This is a genomic window from Paraburkholderia piptadeniae (assembly GCF_900007165.1).
GTDB lineage: Bacteria > Pseudomonadota > Gammaproteobacteria > Burkholderiales > Burkholderiaceae > Paraburkholderia > Paraburkholderia piptadeniae.
The window spans coordinates 25,219-50,421 of sequence record NZ_CYGY02000051.1; the positions used below are offsets into that span (position 1 = coordinate 25,219).

A 25,203-nucleotide genomic window follows, 5' to 3' on the forward strand; every position below is an offset into this window, starting at 1 on the left:
AGCCCGATCAGCGGGCGGCGATCTCATACGGGAAACCCGTGCGGCCCATCGCATTGTTAATTCGCAGTGCAAAATATCAAATTTGTATTGACACACTTTATCGATGTCTGTGCACGATCTTCAGAAACGGCAGAGCGTCGAAAGGTCCGGGGTGGGCGGCCCGCCCGGACAGGTTTTACGGCCTTGTTTAAGCCTGGTTCTGCGCGCGGGCGTGCGCGGCCGCCGATGTTTTCGGCTGCTGCTTCGAGCAAAGCAGCGTGTGCAGTACCACCAGCGTAAGACCACCGGAGATCACCGGCTGCTGAAGCACGAGCTGCAGCATCAGCGGCATCGCATGAATGACCTCAGGCGAGATGAAGAGACCACCGAGGCCAACGAGAAACGCGAGTCCCGCTGCGATCAGCCGCTGATCGTCCCATTCGACCTGCGCGAGAATGTGCACGCCGTGCATGAAGACGATGCCAAAGAGCAGCGTCGCGGCCGCTGAGATTACCGGGATCGGCACGACGACGAGCAGCATGTCGAACTTCACGCAGCCACCGAGCACGATCAGCAGGATGCCTGCCGCGAGCGTCACGTAGCGCGAACCGACACGCGTCGCACGCAGAATGCCGATGTTGTCTGGATATGCGATCGTGCTGAAGCCACCCCACATTGCCGCGACAACCGAGCCGATCGCCACGCCGAAGAGACCTTCGGACATGCGGCCCGGACTGAGCGTCTCCTGGCCCCACTCAGCGACTGTCTGGTACAGGGCCATCGATCCCATGCCTGCCGGAATCAGCACGAGCAGGAACACCGCAACGAGATCGGGGCGCACGCCGAAGCCGAACGGAAAGACGTGCGGTTCGACGACGAACGGCGCGGCCGCCACCGCCGCAAACGACACCGGCTGGAACAGCGTGTAGGCCAACGTGCCGAGCGCGAGGCCGAGCAGGATCGCAACGCGGCGCAACCGGCGGCCGCCCCACAGCATCGCGAACACGATACCCGCCACGGCGACCGCGCCGGACAGCAGGTTCACGACCGGAAAGCCGGGGCTTTTAGGGCTGCCGATCCAGGTCGGCAGCGCGACGCTGGAGATCTGCACCATGATCAGCATCACGATCATCCCGGAGATGATGGGCAGGCGCAGATGCCGCGCGAACATGCCCGCCACGCTGCGTCCGCGGATCGGCGCCGTGAGCAGACACCAGATCAGCGAAGCGGCGAAGAACGATCCGAACGCCGTGCCGAGCCCGCCTGACTGCAAATGCCCGACCGTCAGCAGCGCACCGAAGCTGCCCGCGTAAGGGCCCTGCGCGACGGGCAAACGCAACAGCAGCACCGATTGCAGGATCGTGACGATCCCGCACGACATGAAGGTCATCCCGTACAGGTACGCGATCTGCGGATCGGGCAGATGAAATGCGCGGCCGAGGATTCCCGGGAACACAAACATGCCCGTCATGCCGAAAACGTTCTGCGGCGCAAGCACGACCAGTTGCGAGAGTGGCAACCGCTCGTTGATTCCGACGTCGAAGACGCGCGCAGACGCATGCTCTGCGGCGGCCTCCCGGATCGCAGCGCCGGGTTTCGGTATGTTTGTGCTCAAGGTGTGTTCCATTGATCAAATACGAAATCCTGTCCGGCGAAGCAGACCATGGCCGCATCGCACCCTTTCCCTTCATACGCCATCGCACGAAGGAAACAGCTGTATTTCCGTGACAGACAGCTCGCCGCCCGTGTCTTCAGTGATCCTTAGTTATCGAGAGGAATGCCCTTCGTCTCGGGACCGAACCAGACCGACACCATGCCGACGATAAAGAGCAGCGACACCGCCGCCGATGCTGCCGGAAACGAACCGAACTTCGCGACCACGGCGTTGCCGGCGATGGGACCAATACTTGTCAGCGCACGGGCCATGTTCCAGCAAAAGCCCTGCCCCGTCGCACGCACGCGGGTCGGGAAAAGTTCGGGCAGATAGGCAGCAAATGTGCCGAACGCGCCGATCACGAAGTAACCGTACACGGGCATCAGCCACAGCACCCCGCCGATGTCATGCACCATCATGAACAGCACCAGCGATATCACGAGCGATCCTGCCGAAAAGATGAAATACGACATTCGGCGGCCAAGTGCATCGAGCATCCAGATCAGCGACAGATAGCCGAGCGTTGCGCCGATCATCATGAGAATGAACGCGTAGCTGACCGTCGTGCCGATGTCGCGATGATCGGTAGCCGTGACCGACAGCTGATGAATCCAGCTCGGCAGGAACGTGAGACCGCCCCAGCAGCCGAGCATGGCCGCCGACGAGACGACCACGCCGATGATCGTCTTGCGGCGAAGTCCTGGCGCGAAGATGGCGGTGAAAGTTTGCATCGCGGATTCGGCGATGACGCTGTCGCGCACTTGCACCCAGCGTTGCGGCTCGGGGACGAAGCGGCGCACGAGAATCGTGACGAGCGCGGGCGCGGCGCCCACGCCGAGCACGACCCGCCAGCCGAAGCGGCCGAGCAGCAGATTGTCGAGCGCCGCCGCGAGAAAGCCGAACGCGAACGCCATCTGCATGATCTGCATCGCACGGGCGCGTTGCCGGCCCGGCCACGATTCGGCGACGAGCGCGGCCCCTGCCGCCCATTCGCCGCCGATGCCGAAACCGGCCATCGCCTGCGCGACAGCGAGTTCCGTCCATGTTCTTGAGAAGGCGCTCAGCAGCGTGAAGGCCGCGTAGATGAGGATGGTCCAGCCCATGACGCGCGAGCGGCCGAAGCGGTCGGCGGCCACCCCAAACAGCACGCCGCCGATGCCCCACGTGAGCAGCTTGCCCGCAATGATGTAGCTGCCGATCTTGCTGATCTCGGTCGCATCCGTGCTATGCAGCAGCTGGCCGACGCTCGGCACGAGCACGAGCGTGAAGAGATTCAGATCCATCGAATCGAACATCCAGCCGAGGAACGCCGAAATCAGCGCCAGCCACTGATAGCGCGACAACCTGAATCCTTGAGGCTCGGCCGAAGCCGCCGACGCCGGCTTCGCGCACTGCGTTGTGCCCATTGTCCCGTCTCCTGATCTCTCGCCGCGAAAGCGGGCGATTTTGATTGGTACGGGTCGTGGTGCCCGTTTTGTCATTGGGCGCAGTATAGCGTAATGCAATTAGATTGCAATACAGATTATTGTATTACGACTCGATGCGTTAAACATCGGAGTCCGCCTGGCAGCGTCTGACGCACAATGAGACAGACACTTCCGGCGGCCCGTCGATGAGGGAAGACCAGGTCTGTTGACAGGACGATCCACAACCCGACACGCCGCGATGCGAACCCTCCAGGCTATGGCAAACGTATCGGGTGCGGAAGAAACCGGGAGGAGTGGCGTTTCAGTCGACTAACTGTTGGCCGCTACGGCAAGCACTTGAACGGCCAGCCTTTCCGCTTGCTCCACATGGCGCTTGCACGCCGCTGCCGCCGCATCGGCGTCGTTTCGCATAATTGCGTCGACGATCGTCGCAATTTCGTCATAGCTTTGCGGCAGACGCCCTTCTTGCGAGAGCGTCGTCGCGCGCAGCATCATCACCCGCGTATGAACAAGACGCAGCATCTCCGTGAGCACTGGATTGCTGGCGCCCTCGAGCATCACCTCGTAGAACTGCGCCTTTTGTTTCAGGAACCGCATCGTAGCGTCCGGCCCCTGCATGTGCCGTAGCGACGCAAGTTCGCTCAACGCCTGCTTCAGCACGTTGCGCTGCTCGTCCGTTGCCCGCTCGGTGAACTGGCGGCCCGCTAGCGCCTCGAGTACCGCGCGCACTTCATAAAGCCCTCTCGCCTCCTCGCCCGTCATGACGGAAACGATCGGGCCCTTGTGCGGAATGATCTGCACGAGTCCCTCGGCCACCAACTGACTCAGTGCCTCTCGAACGAGCGTGCGGCTCACACCGAACATTTCGCACAGTTCGCGCTCGACCAGGCGGTCACCCGGCTTGAAAGTAAGATCGCTGATGCACCCTCGCAAGCTGTCGATCACCTGCTGGCGCAGCGTTGCTACCGGTCGGACTACCAGTCTGTTGGTATTCATTCCATCCCTTTGTCGTATGAATTGAGAAGATCTCCGCCAAAACTTCGTAATACAATCATATTGACATTCGAAAACGAAGCTCCGATACTGTCTTCCAATTATACAATCCTACAACTGCTGAACCAACCCGAAGGATAATCATGGAAGACATCACGCTGTCCGAACGTCGTGCCATCGGCGCACAGATTCGCAAGGAAGTGCTGGGCGCGAGCCACACTGCAGGCGACGCCGACCCCCATCTTTTCGACACCGTCTTCCGCGAATACACGGAAGACGTGTGCTGGGGCAATGTGTGGAACCGCCAGGGTCTCACGCGCGCAACGCGCAGCATGCTGAACCTCGCGATGCTGGCGTCGCTCGGGCGCTGGCACGAATTCGAAGTTCATACCCGCGGTGCAGTGAACAACGGTGTGACGGAAGAGGAAATCGCCGAGGTAGTGCTGCAGGCAGGCGTCTATGCAGGCATTCCCGTTGCGGCTGAAGGGTTGCGTCGCGCGAAGGCGGTCGTACTCGACCTGAAGGCGAAAGCCGCGGCGACTGCCTGAAGACAGCTTGCGGTTCGTGACGTCGCCCGGCGACCCGGCATCTCATCCCAGGCGCGCATGCCTGGTAGTTCAGGGGATGCAGGTGTCTCGCGCTGCGGGTTGCCGAGCCGGTAGCCAATCGCACGATTCACCTGTCGTACCCCGCGCCTTCCCCGTTCAAGCCATGTCTCATTCAACTTTCTGCGAAATCCCAGCCGGCCGCATCGCCTATTCCCGTCGCGGGTCGGGCCGGCCGCTGGTTCTGCTTCATCCGATCGGCGTCGACCGAAGCTGGTGGGACGAGTACGTCGAGCATTGGGCCGCATCATATGACGTCGTCTCGATCGATATTCGCGGTCACGGTCATTCGAGCGCCGTCACCGCCCCCATCACGATTGCCGATCACGCGGCCGACGTCGCCGCAGTGCTACGCCAGGAACGCTTGACGGGCGCCACGCTGATTGGCGTATCGATGGGCGGCATGATTGCGCAGCGTGTTGCGATCCAGTTCCCTGCGCTCGTTGGCGCGCTGATTCTCTGCGGAACAGCGGGTGGCTTTCCCGACGAAGTGCGCCCGCGCATTCTCGCGCGCGGCGACATGAGCCGACAAGGTTCGATGACCGAAGTGATCGACGAAACGATCACGCGCTGGTTCCTCACGGACACGCCGCGCCCCGACCTCGTCCAGAAGTGTCGCGAGCGGCTCGCCGCGGACGACTGGTACAGCTGGAGCGCGAACTGGCAGGCCATCTCGCTGCTCGACAATCTCGGCGAACTGCCGGGCGTGGCCGCACCGGCGCTCGTCGTCGCGGGCGATGCCGATGCGAGCATTCCGCCGGCCGTATCGCAGAAGATCGCTGACGCGCTGCCGCACAGCCGTTTCGTCGTGGTGCCGGGTGCCGCGCATTTTGGTGCGTTCGACATGCACGCAGTCTTCGCAGCGATATTCGACGTTTTTCTGTCGACGCTCACTGAATGAAATGAAACGCGAGCTCGCCCGAGCGTTGGGACAGTTTCACGCGCCACGCGGCTCAGTAGTGACCAGATAAATGGAGCGGCGCCCGCACGGGCCGATCGCTCCCAGGAGGCACCATGGCAATCACAATCCGATCGTCTTTCACGGTCGATGCACCGCCCACGGATGTGTGGGCAACGATGATCGACATCGAACGGTCCGCACCGTGCTTTCCGGGCGCGGAACTCAAGGAACAGCAGCCCGACGGCAGCTACAAGGGCGGCTTCACCGTCAAGCTTGGCCCGCTCACGCTGAAGTTCGCGGGCAAATTCAAGATTGCTGAACAGAACGACGCCGACCACGCGGTCGTGGTGTCCGCCAGTGGCACCGACACGAAAGGCCGCGGCGGCGCCGAAGCGCAGATCAACGCAGCCGTCGCCGACGCGGGCGGCGGCAAGACGAAAGTCGACGTCGTGTCGGACGTCAATCTGTCGGGCACGGTCGCGCAGTACGGGCGCGGCGCCGGGATGATCGAGGCGCTCTCGCAGCAACTGCTGAACCAGTTCGCGAAGAACCTTGCCGCCCTCATCGAAGCGGACTCCGCGCACGCCGCCCAGGCCGCACAGGCCGCTCCCGCCGCCGCACAGGAGACCGCGAGCGAGCCTGGTGCGCCCGCCGCCACTGCAGCGGCACCGGATGCGCCCAGGCCGGCCACCGAAGCGCGCCGCCCGCCGCCCGCACCGGCACCCGTCGCGCCGCTGGACGCCGGCGCACTCATGCGCAAGGCGATGTGGCAATCGATCCGGAATTTCTTCACGCGGCTCTTCGGGGTCAAGCAGCATCACTGAAGAAGTCACCGCCGCACTATCGGAGCACGCATGAAACCCAGTGAATTCCAGTATCACGCGCCGACCACCGTCGACGAAGCCGCGCGGTTGCTCGGGACGCTCGAGGACGCGCGAGTGCTCGCCGGCGGCCAGTCGCTGATGCCGATGATGAACTTCCGGTATCTGATGACGAGTCACCTGATCGACCTGAACGGCGTCGAGGCACTGACCCGCATCGAAGAGCGCAATGGCCGCCTTCACATCGGCGCGATGGCACGGCAACGTGACATCGAACTGTCGCCGCTCGTCACGAAGCGCGCACCGCTGATCCGCGAGGCATACCAGCTCGTCAGCCACAAGCAGATCCGCAACCGCGGCACGCTCGGCGGCAGCCTGTGCCAGCTGGATCCGTCGTCGGAGCAGCCGTGCTTCACCGCCGCGCTCGACGGCGTGCTGACGATCGCCCGCTACGAAGACGGCGCAGTCAAGCGCCGCGAGCTGCCGATGTCCGACTGGGCGCTGATGTACATGACTCCCGCGCTCGAAGAAGGCGAACTGCTCGCCGGCATCTCGCTCGATATCTGGCCCGAAGGTCATGGCTATGCATTCGAAGAGTTCGCGCGGCGCCATGGCGATTACGCAATCGTCGGTGTCGCGGCGCTTTGCACCGCGGATGCGCAAGGACGCCTCGACCGCGTATCGCTGACGATCTGCGGTGTTGCGCCCGGCCCCGTACGGATGCAAGAGGTCGAGACGTCCCTGCGTGGACGCCCGATGGACGAAAGCGCGCTGCGTATCGCGAGCGACGCCGCCCGCGCGCTCGACGTGATGACCGACGCGCACGTGAGTACCGACTACCGCCAGCATCTCGCCGGCGTCCTGACCGAAAGAGCGCTGAAACGGGCGTTCTCGCGCGTCGCAAGACAATCGTAGAGTGACAGAGGAGATGGACATGGAGACTCGTATCGTCAGAGTCGTCGTCAACGGCACCGCTTATGAGCACGAGGTGGAATCGCGCCGCATGCTCGGTGATTTCCTGCGTCACGACCTCAATCTCACCGGCACGCACTACGGTTGCGAGCACGGCGTATGCGGTGCCTGCACCGTGCTGATCGAAGGCCGCACCGCGCGTGCCTGCCTGACCCTCGCCGCCCAGGTGAACGGCCGCTCGCTGACCACCGTCGAAGGGCTCGCCCACGCCGATGGCACGCTCAACGAGTTGCAGAAGGCCTTTAGCGAAACGCACGCGCTGCAATGCGGGTTCTGTACGCCCGGCATGCTGATGACGCTGACCGAACTGCTGAACGAAACGGACTCGCCGACGGAAGCCGAAATCCGCGAAGCGATCACGGGCAATCTTTGCCGCTGTACGGGCTATCAGCCGATCGTGGCTGCCGCCCTGCTCGCTGCACAGCGCATTCGCGATCAGCGTGCTGCTACGCCGGCGGCACCGGCAGCACACGCTACGGAGTAACACGATGGAAATTTCCGACCTGAAGGGTGCACCCACCGACCAGCGCTACATCGGCAAGCGCGTCGCGCGCACCGAAGACAAAAAGCTGCTGCAGGGCCAGGGCTCCTACGTGGACGACGTGCACCTGCCGAACATGCTGCAAGCCGCGGTGCTGCGCAGCCCGCACGCGCACGCCAAGATTGTCTCGATCGACTGCACTGCGGCCCGCGAACTCAAGGGCGTGCACGCCGTCTACACACACGCGGATCTCAGCGGCCGCGCACGCGGCCGTGCGCCGTCGATGTTGCCGAATCCGGCGATCCGCTTCGAGCGTACCCAGGAACTGCTCGCGTCGACGGAAGTGACGTTCGCGGGCGAAGCGGTGGCGTTCGTCGTCGCGGACAACCGCTATATCGCAGAAGACGCATGTGGTCTGATCGAGATCGAATACGACCCGCTGCCCGCCGTCGCCGATTGCCGCGACGGACTGCGTCCCGAATCGCCGCTTTGCCACACCGACGCAAAAGACAATGTGGTCGCGCATATCGAAATGGGTTTCGGTGATATCGACGCCGCCTTCAACGATGCGCCGCACGTCGTCGAGGAAACGTACTGGCAGAACCGGGGGTCCGCGCATCCGATGGAGACGCGCGGCTATCTCGCCGAATACCACGCGACCAACGGCGAGTTGACCGTCTGGTCGTCGGGTCAGGCACCGCACCACGAGAAGAAGAACCTCGTCGAACTGCTCGAATGGGATGCCGAGAAGCTGCGCGTGCTGATGAACGACGTCGGCGGCGGCTTCGGTCCAAAGCTGCCGTTCTATCCGGAGGAAGCGCTCGTCGCGATCGCAGCGGTTGCGCTCAAGCGTCCCGTCAAATGGATCGAGGACCGGCGCGAGCACTTCCTCGCCGTCACGCAGGAGCGCGACCAGTGGTGGAGCGTGCGCATGGCGCTCGGAAACGACGGCAAGATTCGGGGCGTGAAACTCGAGATGGTGCACGACAACGGCGCGTTCCTGCCGTGGGGCATCATCACGCCGTACATCTCGATCACGACGACCCCTGGCCCTTACGTGATCCCCGCGATGGCCGCGAAGCTCGATGTCGTCTACACGAACAAGTGCGCAACCTCGCCCGTGCGCGGTGCAGGCCGTCCGCAGGCGGTGTTCGCGATGGAGCGGATTCTCGACAAGGCCGCGCGCGCACTCGGCATGGATCGCGCGGAGCTGCGCTGGCGCAATCTGATCCAGCCGGAGCAGATGCCCTATGACGCGGGCTTCATCTATCGCGACGGCAGTCCGCTGCGCTACGACAGCGGCGACTATCCCGCCTGCCAGAAAGCCGCGCTCGAGCGCGCGAACTACGCGAGCTTTGCCGAACGCAAAGCCGAGGCACGCCGCGAAGGCCGCTTCATCGGCATCGGCATGGCGAGCTTCGTCGAAGGCACCGGCATGGGACCGTTCGAGGGCGCCACGGTGCGCGTGCAGGCGAACGGCCGCGTCGTCGTGATCACGGGCGCCTCGCCGCAAGGCCAGGGCCACAAGACGACCTTCGCACAGATCTGCGCCGAACAGCTGAACGTGCCGCTCGAAACGATCGACGTCATTACGGGCGATACAGGCGGCATCTCGATGGGTGTCGGCACGTTCGCCAGCCGCGTGACGGTCAATGCCGGCAACTCGGTCTACATTGCCGCTCAGGCCGTGGGCGAAAAGATGCTCACGCTCGCCGCCCATCTGTGGAAGTGCGAACCCGCCGACCTTGTGCTCGTCGAGGGCCATGTGGCGCGACGCTCGGGCATCGAACAGCGCATGAGCTACGGCCAGCTCGCGAAGATCTCGCAAGGCATGCCGGGTTTCACGATGCCTGAGGGCCTCACCGCCGGCCTCGAGGAAACGAAATACTTCTCGCCCGCACAGTCGACGTACTGCAATGGCACCGCTGTCGTCGAACTCGAAGTCGATCGCGAGACGGGCCACATCACGATCCTCAACTACGTGATGGCACACGATTCGGGCAAGCTCATCAATCCGATGATCGTCGATGGCCAGGTGATCGGCTCGATCGCGCACGGCATCGGCAACGCAACGCTCGAATGGATGCAATACGACGAGAACGCGCAACCGACCACGACGAACTTCGGCGAATACCTGCTGCCGATGGCGACCGACGTGCCGAACATCGACATCGTGCACCTCGAAACGCCGTCGCCGTTGAACCCGCTCGGCGTCAAGGGCGCGGGCGAAGGCGGCACTATTCCGGCCGCAGCGGCGATCGTCGCGGCGATGGAGGACGCGCTCTCGGAATACGGCGTCGAATTCACCGAAGCACCGCTCGTACCGCAGCGTGTGTTCCAGAAGCTCAAGGAGGCGGGCGCTTACGCGCGCTGACCTGCGCAGGCGCCCGCTCAGCGCGGGCGCCCCTTCCCTGTTTTCATTGTTTGGACCTTTACTCCATGACGACCGAATTCACCACGGCGCTCCACGAATCCGAATACCGGATCACCCTCTCCCAGCCGGACCTCGGCAACACGCTGACGCTCGACGCCATGCGCGCGCTCGCCGCCGACATCCGCAAGGCCGGCCGCGACACCAACGTGAAGATCATCCGCATCCGCGCGTCCGGTCCTGCGTTCTGCCGCGGCCGCGCGGTCAGCGCGCCGCCGGCCACGCCGCCGACGTCCGCACAGTTCCGCCGCAACGTCGCTGATCCGATTCTCGACGTCTACCGCGCGATGCACGAAAGCGAAGTGCCGCTGCTCGCCGAAGTGCAAGGCGATGCGGAAGGGTTTGGCTGCGCGCTCGTCACCGCATGCGATCTCGCCATCGCGTCGGACAGTGCACGCTTCAACCTGCCCGAGCTGCAGAAGAACCTCCCGCCGACGCTCGTGCTGTCGGTGCTGCGCCACAAAGTGCCGCCGAAGGCGTCCGCGCACATGGTCTACCTGACGGAGACGATAGACGCCGCGAATGCGCGCGAGTGGGGCATCGTCGCCGAAGTCGTGCCGGCTGCAAAACTGGCCGAGCGTGCGGACGCGATGGTCGCTTCGATCTGCACACGCGACCGGATCGCCATCGCGACGCTGAAAACATATTTCCGCGAGATCACGATCCCCGACTTCTCGCTCGCGAGCGAAGTCGCGGGTGCGTCGCTCGCGAACGCGATGACGTCGATGCGCCGTTGATACATCACCGCTGCACGCTGTACATCACCGACGTATCGCGCCTCGCGCGCGTCGGGCAACACTTCAAGCAATAAGGGCGCCGCGCAACGCGGCGCTTCACGGGACTCTAGCCATGGCTGATCAAGACATCACTTCCAGGTCTTCCGCGAACGAGGATTACGCGGACCTGCACGAACACATCGCACGCCTCGAAGCGGCAGGTTTGCTGTACCGGATCGACGAACCGGTCAACAAGGACACCGAGATGCATCCGCTCGTGCGCTGGCAGTTCCGCGGCGGCATTCCCGAAGCCGATCGCAAGGCGTTCCTCTTCACCAATATCGTCGACAGCAAGGGCCGCAAGTACGATATCCCCGTGATCGTGGGCGGCATTGCCGCGAATCCGGAGATCTACCGGATCGGCATGAACGTTTCGTCGCTCGACGATATCGGCGACGCCTGGAATCGCGCGATCGACAATCCCGTGCCGCCCGTCGTGGTCGAAAGCGGACCCGTGCATGACATCGTGATCGAAGGCAAGGACCTCGAAGGTCCCGGCAACGGCCTCGAATCGCTGCCGCTGCCGATCTCGACGCCGGGCTTCGACGCCGCGCCGTACATGACGATGACGGGTGTTATCTCGCGCGATCCGGAAACGGGCGTGCAGAACATGGGCACGTATCGCGGCCACCTGAAGTCGGCCACGCGCCTCGGCATGATGATGCTCGTGAACCTGCGCGCGGGCGGTCTCGATCACTGGCGCAAGTACGCGGCGAAGGGCGAGAAGATGCCCGTCGCCATCGTGCTCGGCGCACCGCCTCTCGTCGCGTTCCAGGGCCCGCAAAAGCTGCGCCCGAACGTCGATGAACTGAGTGTCGCCGGCGGCCTCGCCGGTGCGCCGATCCGCGTCGTCAAGGGCCGCACGGTCGATCTGCTGGTGCCCGCCGAAGCGGAAGTCGTCGTCGAAGGTTACGTCGATCCGCAATACCTCGAACCAGAAGGTCCGTTCGGCGAAAGCCACGGTTACGTCGCGCTCGAAGACTACAACCTCTCGATCGAAGTCACGGCCATCACGCGCCGCAAAGATGCCGTGCTGACGTCGATCATCTCGCAGGTCACGCCGTCCGAATCGAGCGTCATCAAACGTCTCGCGTATGAGCCGATGTTCCTGCGCCATCTGCGCGACCAACTCGGCATTCGCGGCATCAAGAAAGTGTCGCTGCACGAGCCGCTCACGAATCTGCGTCGGTTCGTATTCCTGCAGTTCGAGCGCGGTTCGAAGAAGACCGAAATCTGGCGGGCGCTGTACGGCACGATGTCGTTGCAGGCTGCAATCGGCAAATTCGTGATCGCGATCGACGACGACATCGATCCCGACAACGCCGACGCCGTGTTCTGGGCGATGGGCTATCGCTGCAACCCGGTCGAGGACGTGAAGCTGATTTCGTACCGCGAGCACGGCCACGGTCCGCGCTCGGACCACGATATGGGCCTCGATTCGGCCATGCTGATCGACGCGACAATGAAAGCGCCGATGCCACCGCTCGCGCTGCCGAAGAAGGAATACATGGAGAACGCGAAGGCGCTGTGGGAACGCCTCGGCCTGCCGAAGCTGAAGCCGGAGTCGCCGTGGTACGGCTACTCGCTCGGCGACTGGACGGAAGAATGGGACCGCAACGCCGAGCAGGCGACGCGCGGCGAATGGATGCAGCGCGACGCGTCCTACCATGCTCGGCGCCGTAGCGGCGTCGAGCCGAATTCGCCGGTACGTGGCGTCGAGAGCGATCGTGGCAACGAATAACAGGACTCCGGAACGGATCATCGTCGGCATCACCGGCGCGTCGGGCGTGATCTACGGGATTCGCGCACTCGAACTGCTCGCCGAGGCGGGCGTCGAGACGCATCTCGTGATCAGCAAGGCCGCCGAGCTGACGATGACCTACGAAACCGACTTCCGCGCGGTCGACCTGCGAGCGCGTGCGTCGAAGTGGTATGCGGCGGGCGATATCGGTGCGGCCATTTCGTCGGGCTCGTTCAAGACGAAAGGCATGCTGATCGTGCCGTGCTCGGTGCGCTCGATGAGCGAGATCGCGACGGGCATCACGAGTTCGCTGATCAGCCGCGCCGCCGACGTCGTGCTGAAGGAGCGCCGGCGTCTCGTGCTCGGCGTGCGCGAAACGCCGCTGCATGGCGGGCATCTGCGCACGCTCGTGCAGCTGTCGGACATGGGCGCGATCATCGCGCCCGTCGTCCCTGCGTTCTACTCGAAGCCGCAGACGATCGCCGACATCGTCGATCACACCATTGGCCGCATGCTCGATCTGTTCGATATCGAGACGGGCGTGGTCAAGCGCTGGAAAGAGCCGCCGCAAGAGCCGCAAGAGTCATAACGCGCGCGCCGTTCCGCTTTCACCCTCCTCAGGTCTGCCGCGACGCAAGCGCGGCGGACCGCCCTTTGCCGCCTATTGCCCGCTATTGCGATGACCATGACCGAATCCAACCTGCTTTCCCGGCTCGCGGACGCGAGCCTGTTGCGCACGCTCGCCTATGTCGACGGCGCATGGTGCGGCGCCGACGATGCGCGCACCTTCGCTGTCAACGATCCCGCCACCGGCGAGAAGATCGCCGACGTCCCGCTCATGACGGGCGCCGAAACGCGCCGCGCAATCGAAGCCGCCGAACGCGCGCAGCGTGGCTGGCGCGCGCTCACGGCAGCACAGCGGGCTGCCATTCTGAAGCGCTGGCACGCGCTGATGATCGCGAACACCGGCGATCTCGCGACGATCATGTCGGCGGAACAAGGCAAGCCGCTCGCCGAAGCAAAAGGCGAGATCGGTTATGCGGCGTCGTTCATCGAATGGTTCGCCGAGCAGGCGAAGCGGATCGACGGCGACGTGCTCGCGTCGCCCGCCGCCGACAAGCGGATGCTGGTGACGAAGGAGCCGATCGGCGTGTGCGCTGCGATCACGCCGTGGAACTTCCCGGCTGCGATGATCACGCGCAAGGTCGCACCGGCGCTCGCCGCAGGCTGCTCGATGATCGTGAAGCCCGCCGAAGCCACGCCGCTGTCGGCGCTCGCGCTGGCCGAGCTCGCGCATCGCGCGGGCGTGCCGGCGGGGGTGTTCAGCGTCGTGGTCGGCGATCCGCGCTCGATCGGCGCGGAGATGACCAGCAACCCGATCGTGCGCAAGCTCTCGTTCACGGGCTCGACGCCCGTCGGCCGCATGCTGATGAGCCAATGCGCGCCGACCATCAAGAAGCTCTCGCTCGAACTCGGCGGCAACGCGCCGTTCATCGTGTTCGACGATGCCGATCTCGATGCCGCAGTCGAGGGTGCACTCGCCTCGAAGTACCGGAATGCCGGTCAAACCTGCGTCTGCACGAACCGCTTCTATGTGCAGGACAGTGTATACGACGCGTTCGCCGAGAAATTCACGGCAGCCGTCGCCCGCATCAAGGTCGGCAACGGTTTCGAGAGCGGCGTCACGCAAGGCCCGCTCATCAACGAGGCCGCCGTCGAGAAGGTCGAGGCGCATATCGCCGACGCCGTGGCTCACGGGGCGCGCGTGCTGACGGGCGGCAAACGTCATGCGGCCGGCAAGCTCTTCTTCGAACCGACAGTGGTGGACGGCGTCACGGCGTCGATGCGCTTCGCGACGGAGGAAACCTTTGGCCCCGTCGCCCCGCTTTTCCGCTTCCACGAAGAGCAGGAGGCCATCGCGGCCGCAAACGCTACCGAGTTTGGTCTCGCCGCTTACTTCTATAGCCGCGATATCGGCCGGATCTGGCGCGTATCGAGGCGCTCGAATACGGCATGGTCGGCATCAACACCGGCCTGATCTCGAATGAAGTCGCGCCGTTTGGCGGCGTAAAGCAATCCGCTCTCGGTCGCGAAGGCTCGAAGTACGGCATCGAGGAATATCTCGAAATCAAATACCTGTGCATGGGCGGCATCTGAATGATGCCCCTTCAGTAGCCGGCTCCAGCCGGATTCATCGCGTCAAACCCGACGCCCAGCCGTTGTTCGACGGCATCCGGACGCACCAGGGCGCTGTGCGTGAGTCGGTAAAGCCGCGTTGACAGTCGTAATATTGACATGCAATCATACAATCACACCGATTTACCCAACCGCTGGGACTCACATTTAGGAGACGGAATGTCATCAACTCCTCACGATCGTTCGCGAACGGCAACCGCCGACGGCGCGCCGCGCGACTTGCAGGACCATATCGCCCGGCTGGAGGCCAAGGGGCTGCTGACCCGCATCGACCGGCCGATCAACAAGGATACGGAGCTGCACCCGCTCGCGCGCTGGCAGTTCCAGGGCGGGCTGCACGAAGATCAGCGCCGCGCTTTCCTGTTCACCAACGTGGTCGACGGCGACGGCCAGACTTATGACATCCCGGTGCTGATCGGCGGTCTCGCCGCTTCGCCGGAAATCTACGCTACCGGCCTGGGTCTGCCCGTCGAGCAGATCGGAAAGGCATGGACAGAGGCGATCGCCGAGCCGGTTCCGCCCGTCATGGTCGAACAGGCGCCCTGCCAGGAAGTGGTGATCAGCGGCGACACGCTGAAGGAAAAAGGCCTGTCGCGACTGCCCGTGCCCGTTTCCACGCCCGGCTTCGACGCGGCGCCCTATCTGACCGCGACGCTCTGCGTGACCAAAGATCCCGAAAGCGGCGTCCAGAACATGGGTACGTACCGCGCCGCGCTGAAGTCGGAGAACCGGCTAGGTGTGCGCATGGCGAGCCGTTTGTCGGGTGCGGGCGGTTATCTCCACTGGGAAAAATATCGCGCCAAGGGCGAGAAGATGCCCTGCGCGATCGTGCTGGGCTGCGCGCCCGCCGTGCTGTTCACCGGCCCGCAGAAGCTGCAGATCGATCAGGATGAAATGGCAGTGGCGGGCGGCCTGATGCGCGCGCCCGTCGAAGTGGTGCGCTGCAAGACCATCGATCTCGTCGTTCCCGCCGATGCCGAGATCGTGATCGAAGGTCTGATCGACACCGATGCGCTGGAACCCGAAGGCCCGTTCGGTGAAAGCCACGGCCACATCGCGCTCGAAGACTACAACATGTCGATGCACGTCACCGCGATCACGATGAAGAAGAAGCCCGTCTTCGTCTCGATCATCAGCCAGGTGACGCCCAGCGAAAGCTCAGTGCTGAAGAAGGTTGCCTATGAGCCCCTGTATCTCGAACATCTGAGCAAGGTGATGGGCGTGCGCGGCATCAAGCGCGTAGTGATGCACGAGCCGCTGACCAACCTGCGCAAGGTGATCTTCCTGCAGTTTGCGCGCGGCACGCAGCAGGCGGAAGTCTGGCGCGGCCTGCAAGGCGCCGCGACGCTGCAGGCGCAGTGCGGCAAGCTCGTCATCGCGGTTTCCGAGGACATCAACCCGGAAAATGCCGATGCGATTTTCTGGTCGCTGGCCTATCGCTCCGACTTCACGCACGACCTGCATGTGACGCCCTATCGCACCAGCGGCCACGGTCCCAAGTCCGGTCGCGCGCCGCTCGAAAGCACGCTGCTGATCGACGCGACGCTGAAGCACGCGATGCCGCCGCTGGCGCTGCCGAAGGAGCAATACATGACCGCGGCACGCAAGATCTGGGAAGAGCTGAAGCTTCCGAGCCTCACGCCGCAGCCGCCATGGCACGGTTATCACCTGGGCGACTGGGACAAGCGCTGGGATGAGTATGCAGACGCGGCGACCTCGGGCGGCTGGCGCGAGACGGGTGAACGTACGTGGGCCAACCGGCGCGGCGGCGTAAAGCCGGAAACGCCGGTGCGCGATGCCTCGGGCGGTCACGGCGAATAAGCGCGAACGCGCTCGCCGAAAGTCAACAACCCGTGGAGCAGAGGCATTTGGAGACGTCCATGACTCAAAACAATACCGTCGATATCGCCCAGGTCGTCGAGACGCAGGAGCGAAGCTGGTTCACTGTGAGCCTCTTCATTCTGTGCGCCCTCGTGATGCTGGCGGACGGCTTCGACAACCAGGCTTTGAATTACGCCGCCCCCGGCATCATCAAGGAATGGGGCATCAACCGGGCCCTGATGACGCCTGTGTTCAACATCAGCATCGTCGGCTGGATGGTGGGGTCCGTCGTCTTCGCCATGCTGGCCGACCGTATCGGCCGACGGCGCGCGATCCTGCTGGCGACCGCGCTGTTCGGCGTCTTCACTTTCGCCGTGCCCTTCGCCCATAACCTGGTCGAACTGTCGATCCTGCGTTTCTGCGCGGCGCTCGGCATCGGCGGCGGTATGCCGATGGCCGTCTCGCTGATCACGGACTACGCCCGCTCGGGTAAGCGAGGGCTGATCATTACCCTCCTCTACCTCGGCTACACCGCCGGCTCGTCCGGCGGCGGCCTGCTCGCGGCAGAGATCATCCCGGCCTATGGCTGGCGTTCGGTCTTCTACGTGGGCGGCGCGGGCGCCGTGGTCGTGGGCATCATCCTGTTCGCGGGCCTGCCTGAATCGATCCGCTACCTGACGCTGCGCAACCCTGCCAGCAAACGCATCCTGGGCTATGCCCGCAGGCTGAAGCCTGGCGCGCAATTCGCGGACGACACGCGCTTCATCATCCAGGAGAAGGCTCGCACGGGTGTTCCCGTGAGGCACCTCTTCACCGAGGGCCGTTCGGCCATGACCGCCTTCCTGTGGCTCGGGCTCGGTCTTTCCTTCGTCACGCACTTCTTCCTGTCGCAGTGGATGACGACGCTGCTGACCGATCAAATTGGCTATGCCAATGCAGCCCGCAGCCAGGCACTGTTCCAGCTTGGTGCCGGCTTCAGCTGGTTCTTCGGCTGGATGATCGACAAGAAGGGCGTATCGGTGATGACGCTGACAATGATCCTCGGCGCGGTTCCTGTGGCGGCCCTCGGGCTGGCCGTCGGCACGGGCGCCGGTCTCACCATGTCGATGGCGCTGCTCTCGGGTCTGCTCGTTCTGGGTGGGAATATCGGCCTCAATGCAATTTCGAGCATGATCTATCCGACCTTCATCCGCTCGACAGCGACCGGCGCGTCCTTCGCGGTAGCGCGGATCGGCGCTATCGTCGGCCCGCTGCTCGCCGGTGTCCTGATCGCCATCGGAACGCCGATCGGGACGATCTTTCTTCTCGGTGCGTTGCCGTTGCTGGCGGCCGGTGTTGCCTGCTTCATGCTCAACAGGGCTATCACGCCGGAAGCAGCGCGAGAAATGTCCTTGCGCTCGGCGCTATCGCGCCATTAACGGACTTCTTCCGAAGCCCACATCATGCTCAGGCAACCCCTCGATGTTTTATGGATAGCGTCAATCTCGAAGTGCTGAAAGCGAGCGTTCGCTGGATCGAAAGCGGACGTCGTGTGCTGCTCGTCACCGTCGTCAAGACGTGGGGCTCGTCGCCGCGGCCCGAAGGCGCGATGCTCGCAATCCGCGAAGACGGCTCGGTGGTCGGCTCGGTATCCGGCGGCTGCATCGAGGACGATCTGATCGACCGCGTGCGCCAGCTCGGTATCGAGCAGACGCGCCCGGAAGCCATGAAGTACGGCATCTCGGCCGAAGAGGCGCATAGCTTCGGACTGCCGTGCGGCGGCACGATCGAACTGGTACTCGAGCCGCTGACGCGCGCGAGCGGCATCGACGAGCTGTGTCGCCGGGTCGGTGCCGGGCAGCTCGTTGCACGTTCGCTCGACATGAAGAGCGGCGCGGCGCGACTCGTGCCCGCGCACGCGACCGACGGCGTCGATTTCGACGGAGACCGGCTGCTGACCGTTCACGGCCCTCGTTACCGGATGCTCGTGATCGGTGCCGGTCAGCTCTCGACCTATCTTTGTCAGATTGCGCTCGGGCTCGACTATCAAGTGACTGTCTGCGATCCGCGAGAGGAGTACACCGACACCTGGCACGTACCGGGCACGACGCTCGTGCGGACGATGCCCGACGACACCGTGCTCGACATGAAGCTCGACGAGCGCTGCGCCGTCATTGCGTTGACGCACGATCCGAAGCTCGATGACCTCGCGTTGATGGAGGCGGTCGGAACGCCGGCGTTCTACGTCGGCGCCTTGGGTTCGCGCAGGAACAATGCCGCACGACGCGAGCGGCTCGAAAAGCATTTCGATCTCGACAAAAGCGAACTCGTCCGGTTGCGCGGGCCAGTCGGGATTTATATCGGCAGTCGTACTCCGCCGGAGATCGCCGTGTCGATACTTGCCGAGATCACGGCGGTCAAGAACGGCGTGGCGTTGCCGAACGAATTCCGGGTTGAAGAAGCTAAAGCGACGCTGGATATCGCGATGAATGAACAGACAAGCTGCGCCGTCATGCAGCGTCATTGATCGGGTAGATAGCTAAGCTTTCGCAGCACGATAAAAAAGTCTTTCAGAACCAGACTGAAACATCGGGGGCAACATGTTTTCTCGTCTCTCCATTTCCAGCCGGTTGTCTGCCGTGATGGGCGTGCTGGGCGTGCTCATCCTCGCGATCGGCATACTCGGCCAGCTCGCCATCGAGCGTTCGAACGATGCGATGGACTACGCCTACTCGAACCAGCTGGCGGCATCGATTGCCGTGGGGCGAGCCAATCTGGAGCTGGAGATCGCGCGCGTGGTGCTGGATCGCGCGCTGATGCACCCCGAGGCCCCCGAGGTGTCGGAGGCAGTCGCGAAGGCGCTCGGCCATCTGTCGAACTCGGATCGCGCGTGGCGCACCTATCGGGCCATCCAGCTTGCGCCCGACGAGCAGGTACTCGCCAACCGCGTCGATGAAGCGCGCTCTGCGCTGGCACAACGTGGAATCGTGCCGTTGGCCAATGCGCTCAAGCAGGGCGACCGCGAGACGGCGGACAGGATCGCAACGAAGACGATGTCGCCGCTCTCGACTGTGCTCTCGACGACTACCGACGCGCTCGATCATTGGAAGAACGAGCACGGTAAGCTGGCGTTTGCCGCCGCGCAGCAGTTCAATGCGCGGCTGCGTCTCGCTGGCGTGGCGCTGATCGCATTCGGGCTGATCGTCTGCGTGGGCTGCGCGTACGGCTTGCGCCGTTCGATCGCGGTGCCGCTCGCCAGCCTGCTTGCTGCGCTCCAGCGCATCGCGCGAGGCGATCTGACTGTGCCGCTGAAGGCGCGCACGCGCGACGAAATGGGACAGCTCGTCGAAGGACTCGAACAGATGCAGGACGGCCTCGACGCGACGGTGCGGCAGGTCGCGCGCGGCGCCGAATCCATCGCCACCACCACACGCCAGATTGCGGCCGGCAACAACGACCTCTCACAGCGCACCGAGGAGCAGGCGGCATCGCTGCAGGAAACGGCGGCCAGCATGGAACAGCTCACCGCGACAGTCCGGCAGAACGCGGACAACGCGCGCACCGCGCAAACGCTGACCGAATCCGCGCATAACATGAGCGCGCGCGGTTCGAAGGTCGTGAGCGATGTCGTCAATACGATGACGGAAATCGACCGCAGCTCGCAGAAGATCGGAGAGATTACTGGCGTCATTGAAGACATCGCCTTCCAGACTAACATTCTCGCGCTCAATGCCGCAGTGGAAGCCGCCCGCGCCGGTGACCATGGACGCGGCTTCGCCGTGGTCGCCTCCGAGGTGCGTTCGCTCGCGCAGCGCGCGGGTACAGCCGCAAAGGAAATCAAAACACTGATCGACGATTCGGCCGAGCGCGTGGCTTCGGGTTCGAAACTCGTCAAGGTCGCGGGCGAGACGATGCAGGAGATTAGCGATTCGATCACGCGTGTCGCGACGATCATGCGGGAAATCGCAAACGCGTCCGACGAACAGCGCGATGGCATCGAACAGGTTAGCGTCGCCGTGTCACTGATGGATCAAGTGTCGCAACAGAACGCTGCGCTGGTAGAAGAGGCGGCCGCAACCGCGGCGTCACTCGACGACCAGGCGAATGTGTTGCGCAACGCTGTATCGATCTTCCGGCTGAACTGACAGTGTGCGTGGTCGAGCAACTGAATCGTCGGATCGGGTCCCCGCGATCGGGAGATCACAGCGACTCCTCGCAGCTCGCAGCAAGTTCAGATGTCCGACGTGAAACAGATCGAAAACATCCGAAAGATAGCCGCGCCGAGAACGCCACGAACTGACCCGCAGGTGCGACGCGAGTTGTCCGGCTTTCGCGATGCGCGTCGCACGCAGGCATTGCTTTCATGCTTCGGCCCGATCTGGTCAGCACATCGCGCTTTCCAGACATCGGATGAACGCTGCAACTGCACGACACCCCGCCATACTCAAAGAATGCCTCGGCACATAGAGCATGGTTGAACTGTCTCTTCCGCAGTCGATGCAATTACCTGATACGAATAACCATTCTTGCACCACACAGTCAACCTGCTGCCATCGATGACAACGCCCTTCGCGCCTGAGATCAATGCGCGAGAATGCCCATCGCGCGCTTTTTCAGCTCCAGAAAGTGCGGTTCGAATGCGACCTTCGGCGTGCGCGGCCGTTCCAGTTCGATGGGCACATCGAGCGCGACTCGCCCCGGCCGCGCCGAAAGCACGACAAGACGTGTACCGAGAAAAATCGCTTCGTCGATGTCATGGGTGATGAACACGACCGTGCAGTGGAGCTGATCCCACAGCTCCGTCAGAAAGGTTTGCATAGAACTGCGCGTCTGCGCATCCAATGCGCCGAAGGGCTCGTCCATCAGCAGCACCTTCGGCTTCATGACGAGTGCCCGCGCGATCGCCACGCGCTGCTGCATGCCACCCGACAGTTCATAGGTCTTGTGCCGGGCGAAAGACTCGAGGCCGATGATCCGCAGGATGTCGGCCGAGTCCTTTCGGCGTTGCGTCTTGGGCACCGAATGCAGTGACGGCCCGAACTCGATGTTTTCCTGGACGCTGAGCCACGGAAACAAACCGGCCTGCTGAAACACCACGACGCGGTCGGCACCAGGCTGGTCCTTGATCTCGCCATCGATATAGATGTTGCCCCGCGTGGGTGACGTCAGACCGGCGAGCAGGTGCAGCAAGGTGGTTTTTCCGCAGCCGGAGGCGCCGAGCACGGTGACGAATTCGCCGCCCCGAAACTGCAGATTGATGTTTTCCAGTGCCGACGTGGCACCGAATGTCTTGTACAGGGAATCGATGACGATGTTCAAGTTCGTCTCCTGCTTGAAGGTCAGACTGTCAATGGATCAATGTGCGAAAGATTTGGAGTACTGTGGCGCGACATTCGAGTCGAAGTTCGCCGGCACTGACGGAATGCGGCCTATCATGTTGAGCACCTTGGCTGTATTCACCAGCGTCAGATAAGTTGCGGAGGTTTTGACGCCTGCGTCGAGGCCCATCACTTTCGGCGTGGTCTGGTCGGCGCCGGAGAACAGCTCGTAACCGGCAAGTTCACTCGTCGCAACGGGCACGGTTACGCCCGTCGCGCGCGCCATTTCAGCAAGCGCCTGGTCCCGATTCTTCATCGTCACCTGATAGCCCTGGTCGAGAGCCGCGACGAAACCGCGGACCAGATCCGGATGCGCCTTCGCCCACTCCGAGTTGGCAATACAGACGTTGTAGCTCGAGGCTTCTCGCGGCAGATCGCCATCGGTCTTGATTGCCTTGCCGCCCGCCGCGCGCAGCGCGCTGAATACCGGGTCCCAGACGATCGCCGCATCGATCGCGCCCGTCACCCAGGACGTACGCATCTGCGGCGGCGCCATGTTGATCTGCGTGACCGACGAATACGGCACATGCGCAGCCGCGAGGAAAGTCGCCAGTTCGAAGGAGGCCTGCGAGCCGGCCACGATCGCGATCTTCTTGCCTTGCAGTGAAGCGACATCATGGATGCCGCTGTCGGGCTTGACCACGATGCCGGCCGCGTCCGTGTAGCGCTCCTGGTTGTACACGATTGTCATCGGCAAGCCCTGCGCGATCGCGGTGACGAGCGGCGGAACGCCGAGGCCGCACATGAACGTGAGACTGTTCGACGCCAACGCGCTCATCGCCGCCGGGCCCGAACTAAAGAGCTTGTACTGAACGTCAGCGTTCATCTGGTGTTCGAACATATGCTCGGCCATTGACACCATGTACGGATCGGCGCCGTTATCCTCGTAGCCGATGATGACCTCGGGCTTGTTCTGCGAGTAAGCCGCGCCCGAAACAAGACAACTGCCGGCAAGCATAGCCGCGGTGACACCATAGACCCATTGCATCTTTTTCATTTTTCGTCTCCTCCGATAACCCGATCAGTTATGTCCGCGCCAGGGAACGACCACATTCTCGATCTTGCGAATCACCAGCTCCATTGCATACCCGATCAACCCGATGATCACGATGCCAACGATCACAATGCCGACCTGCAGCGCCTGTCCGGCGAACTGCACGAGCCAGCCCAGCCCGCTGCTCGCCGCGATCAGTTCCGCGGCAACAAGACACGTCCAGGCCACGCCGATCCCCACGCGCATCGCGGTGAAGATCTCCGGCATCGCGGAAGGCAGCACGACCTTGCGGAAGATTTGCGCGTTGCTCGCACCGAGCGTTCGAGCGACCGAGATGCGCAAAGGCGGCGTGCTTTTCACGCCCGACATGGTGCCGATGATGATGACCGGAATCGTGCCAACGAGAATCAGGATGGCTTTAGGCAATTCGCCGATGCCGAACCACACCACCAGCAGCGGGATATAGGCGAGCGGCGGAACTGGCCGGACGAACTGCAGCAAGGGATCGATGATGTCGAAAATGATCTTGTTCCGCGACATCAGGAGTCCAATGGGAACGCCGATCGCAATCGCGCCAACGAAGCCGATGACGATGCGAAAGCAACTAATCAGAACGTCGCTAATGAGCGTCTGCCCGCCATATCCATTGTGGACAATTTCGACGAAGGCCTGCCACACCGCCACCGGCGAGGGCAGCGCGAACGCAGGGAAGATTCCCGCCATCGATACCGCCTGCCAAAGCATGACGGATACTACGAGTACGGCAGTCGTCAACCAGTACGAATTCCATTTCCCGCGGTCGCGGCGGATCTTGATCACCGGCTCGATTGTCGAGTCAGCGGGATGCTTCATCGTCCTTGCTAGTCTGGGTAAGGCTCTCACCGCCGTCTCCTCAAGTTGAAAAACAATGAGCACGCCAAGGAACGCCCTTTGTCACCCAATTCGCACGCGCGGCGTACGATTTCGGCGTTGAACTGCCGATCGGCAACTTGAAGTTCCGCGTCCTGTTTTGGTTCCGTCTCAAGTATAGTCAGCGGCTACCAGGACAGATTTCAGCTTCTCGCATTTCGCACTTGCGATCTCGCTCGTTAAGTCAAGCATTCTCAATCAATAAAGCGGGGGGTAGTACCAGGCGAGAAGATCCGATGGGTCCAGTGCCCGATGAGCATCGTTCTTGGTCATTCGCGGTGTCGCGGGAAACCCAGCCCGGTTTCTTCCGATTATTTCGACGGCCGCGCTGCCCGCAGCAAGGGCACGACGCCCGCGCTCGTGTTGAGCTTGTTCCCGAAGCTGCTGTACGGACTGTCTCATCGCCAACAGTCAGTCTGAAATTTACCTGAGCGACTCGGGCGGCTGGTATTGAATACCGGGCGTTGATTGACTGGCCGATAACCAGTCTCACAAACGTCCCGCCAATTTGCAGAACTACGCATATTCCTTCATCTACGGCCAGGTCGATCAATCGTTCTTCTCGATCGCCGATCGAAGGCGATGGGATCGTGTACAGTTTTGCGACTCTCTCTCGCTCGCTGCGATTACCTGTTCGTTACGCCGAGCCACCCGTCCCAACCACCGCCACCATGCCGACCAGGCACCGCCGGGCGCTCCTGAACTCGCACAGACGCGCGATTTCGTCATGACGGACCCGACTTGCGTGCGCGCAGGGTCGTGCGGCAACAGCAACCTGGCTGAGTCTTTGCAGAACGATCCGCGTGCTGGCCCAGGCGAAAGCTTTGCACTGGTGCTACCGCCTTCGACGGGCAAAACCTAACGTGTCGATATACCGTGCCGCGCGCGACTTCTCGTTTGACGGACGGCACCGGCTTTTTCAGCAGCCCGCCTGACCCGAGTGCATCGGCGGTTGCCAGTGCCGGTCATTTTGAAACAAAACGTTCCATTTCATTTCAAATTCATGCAACGAAGACGGTATCCCTTGACCCGCATGGGGCACCGAATAGCATTCGAGATACGGCATTCCGTCAAACGATAACCGGAGACAGTTGATGAGCGAAAAGACCCCAACCCAGACGGCCAGCGGCCCGCAGGACATGACC

Annotated in this window: 21 protein-coding genes and 1 pseudogene; 14 read left to right on the top strand and 8 right to left on the bottom strand. The window is 63.0% G+C overall.

All coding sequences use genetic code 11. The features are described from left to right. Positions 1-187 precede the first annotated feature (187 nt). From BN2476_RS26400 to BN2476_RS26410, 3 genes are all read right to left on the bottom strand, one after another. Positions 188-1,594, bottom strand: coding sequence for a uracil-xanthine permease family protein (locus tag BN2476_RS26400; RefSeq protein WP_235850969.1), 1,407 nt, complete (start codon positions 1,592-1,594; stop codon positions 188-190). Positions 1,595-1,740: 146 nt separating this feature from the next. After that, positions 1,741-3,039 (bottom strand): MFS transporter, encoded by a 1,299-nt coding sequence (locus tag BN2476_RS26405; RefSeq protein WP_087737137.1) that lies wholly within the window; start codon positions 3,037-3,039, stop codon positions 1,741-1,743. A 330-nt stretch (positions 3,040-3,369) separates the two neighbouring features. After that, a complete protein-coding gene (locus BN2476_RS26410; RefSeq protein WP_087737139.1) occupies positions 3,370-4,056 on the bottom strand; it encodes a GntR family transcriptional regulator in 687 nt (228 codons plus the stop codon). 140 nt (positions 4,057-4,196) lie between these two features. Between BN2476_RS26410 and BN2476_RS26415 the strand changes: the two genes are divergently transcribed. The 14 genes and pseudogenes from BN2476_RS26415 (at position 4,197) to BN2476_RS26480 (ending at position 20,922) form a co-directional block, all read left to right on the top strand. After that, entirely contained in the window at positions 4,197-4,601 is a 405-nt protein-coding gene (locus BN2476_RS26415; RefSeq protein ID WP_087737141.1) for a carboxymuconolactone decarboxylase family protein, read from the top strand. A 163-nt stretch (positions 4,602-4,764) separates the two neighbouring features. Beyond that, positions 4,765-5,559 (top strand): alpha/beta fold hydrolase, encoded by a 795-nt coding sequence (locus BN2476_RS26420; protein ID WP_087737143.1) that lies wholly within the window; start codon positions 4,765-4,767, stop codon positions 5,557-5,559. 113 nt (positions 5,560-5,672) lie between these two features. Beyond that, positions 5,673-6,383, top strand: a complete 711-nt coding sequence (locus tag BN2476_RS26425; protein WP_087737145.1) for an SRPBCC family protein — start codon at positions 5,673-5,675, stop codon at positions 6,381-6,383. A gap of 30 nt (positions 6,384-6,413) precedes the next feature. Then, the gene (locus BN2476_RS26430; protein WP_087737146.1) at positions 6,414-7,295 is read left to right on the top strand and encodes an FAD binding domain-containing protein; all 882 of its coding nucleotides are present in this window, start codon (positions 6,414-6,416) and stop codon (positions 7,293-7,295) included. Positions 7,296-7,314: 19 nt separating this feature from the next. Then, the gene (locus tag BN2476_RS26435; RefSeq protein ID WP_160111756.1) at positions 7,315-7,836 is read left to right on the top strand and encodes a (2Fe-2S)-binding protein; all 522 of its coding nucleotides are present in this window, start codon (positions 7,315-7,317) and stop codon (positions 7,834-7,836) included. A gap of 4 nt (positions 7,837-7,840) precedes the next feature. Beyond that, positions 7,841-10,207, top strand: a complete 2,367-nt coding sequence (locus BN2476_RS26440) for a xanthine dehydrogenase family protein molybdopterin-binding subunit (RefSeq protein ID WP_087737149.1) — start codon at positions 7,841-7,843, stop codon at positions 10,205-10,207. Between the two features lie 65 nt (positions 10,208-10,272). Beyond that, positions 10,273-11,001, top strand: a complete 729-nt coding sequence (locus BN2476_RS26445) for an enoyl-CoA hydratase/isomerase family protein (protein WP_087737151.1) — start codon at positions 10,273-10,275, stop codon at positions 10,999-11,001. A 112-nt stretch (positions 11,002-11,113) separates the two neighbouring features. Then, on the top strand, positions 11,114-12,781 hold the full coding sequence (locus BN2476_RS26450; RefSeq protein ID WP_087737153.1) for a UbiD family decarboxylase: 1,668 nt from the start codon (positions 11,114-11,116) through the stop codon (positions 12,779-12,781). Continuing rightward, positions 12,768-13,370, top strand: a complete 603-nt coding sequence (locus tag BN2476_RS26455; RefSeq protein ID WP_087737155.1) for a UbiX family flavin prenyltransferase — start codon at positions 12,768-12,770, stop codon at positions 13,368-13,370. Before BN2476_RS26450 ends, BN2476_RS26455 begins: the two co-directional genes overlap by 14 nt. A 96-nt stretch (positions 13,371-13,466) precedes the next feature. Further along, a pseudogene (locus tag BN2476_RS26460) lies at positions 13,467-14,938 on the top strand (NAD-dependent succinate-semialdehyde dehydrogenase). Positions 14,939-15,136: 198 nt separating this feature from the next. Continuing rightward, positions 15,137-16,798, top strand: a complete 1,662-nt coding sequence (locus BN2476_RS26465; protein ID WP_087737156.1) for a UbiD family decarboxylase — start codon at positions 15,137-15,139, stop codon at positions 16,796-16,798. Positions 16,799-16,857: 59 nt separating this feature from the next. Beyond that, positions 16,858-18,216, top strand: a complete 1,359-nt coding sequence (locus BN2476_RS26470) for an MFS transporter (RefSeq protein ID WP_087737157.1) — start codon at positions 16,858-16,860, stop codon at positions 18,214-18,216. Positions 18,217-18,266: 50 nt separating this feature from the next. After that, positions 18,267-19,304, top strand: a complete 1,038-nt coding sequence (locus tag BN2476_RS26475) for an XdhC family protein (protein WP_087737158.1) — start codon at positions 18,267-18,269, stop codon at positions 19,302-19,304. A gap of 73 nt (positions 19,305-19,377) precedes the next feature. Beyond that, the gene (locus tag BN2476_RS26480) at positions 19,378-20,922 is read left to right on the top strand and encodes a methyl-accepting chemotaxis protein (protein ID WP_087737159.1); all 1,545 of its coding nucleotides are present in this window, start codon (positions 19,378-19,380) and stop codon (positions 20,920-20,922) included. On the opposite strand, the gene BN2476_RS49740 is transcribed toward BN2476_RS26480, so the two are convergent. From BN2476_RS49740 to BN2476_RS47745, 5 genes are all read right to left on the bottom strand, one after another. Continuing rightward, the gene (locus tag BN2476_RS49740) at positions 20,863-21,006 is read right to left on the bottom strand and encodes a hypothetical protein (RefSeq protein ID WP_218274545.1); all 144 of its coding nucleotides are present in this window, start codon (positions 21,004-21,006) and stop codon (positions 20,863-20,865) included. The two genes, BN2476_RS26480 and BN2476_RS49740, sit on opposite strands and share 60 nt — an antisense overlap. Positions 21,007-21,358: 352 nt before the next feature. Next, complete coding sequence (locus tag BN2476_RS26490; RefSeq protein WP_087737163.1) at positions 21,359-22,096, bottom strand: ABC transporter ATP-binding protein; 738 nt, start codon at positions 22,094-22,096, stop codon at positions 21,359-21,361. 36 nt (positions 22,097-22,132) lie between these two features. After that, on the bottom strand, positions 22,133-23,152 hold the full coding sequence (locus BN2476_RS26495; protein ID WP_087737167.1) for a taurine ABC transporter substrate-binding protein: 1,020 nt from the start codon (positions 23,150-23,152) through the stop codon (positions 22,133-22,135). A 24-nt stretch (positions 23,153-23,176) separates the two neighbouring features. Beyond that, positions 23,177-23,968, bottom strand: coding sequence for an ABC transporter permease (locus BN2476_RS26500; protein WP_235850970.1), 792 nt, complete (start codon positions 23,966-23,968; stop codon positions 23,177-23,179). Positions 23,969-24,977: 1,009 nt separating this feature from the next. Then, the coding region (locus BN2476_RS47745; RefSeq protein ID WP_218274546.1) for a hypothetical protein at positions 24,978-25,203 on the bottom strand (226 nt) is incomplete at its 5' end.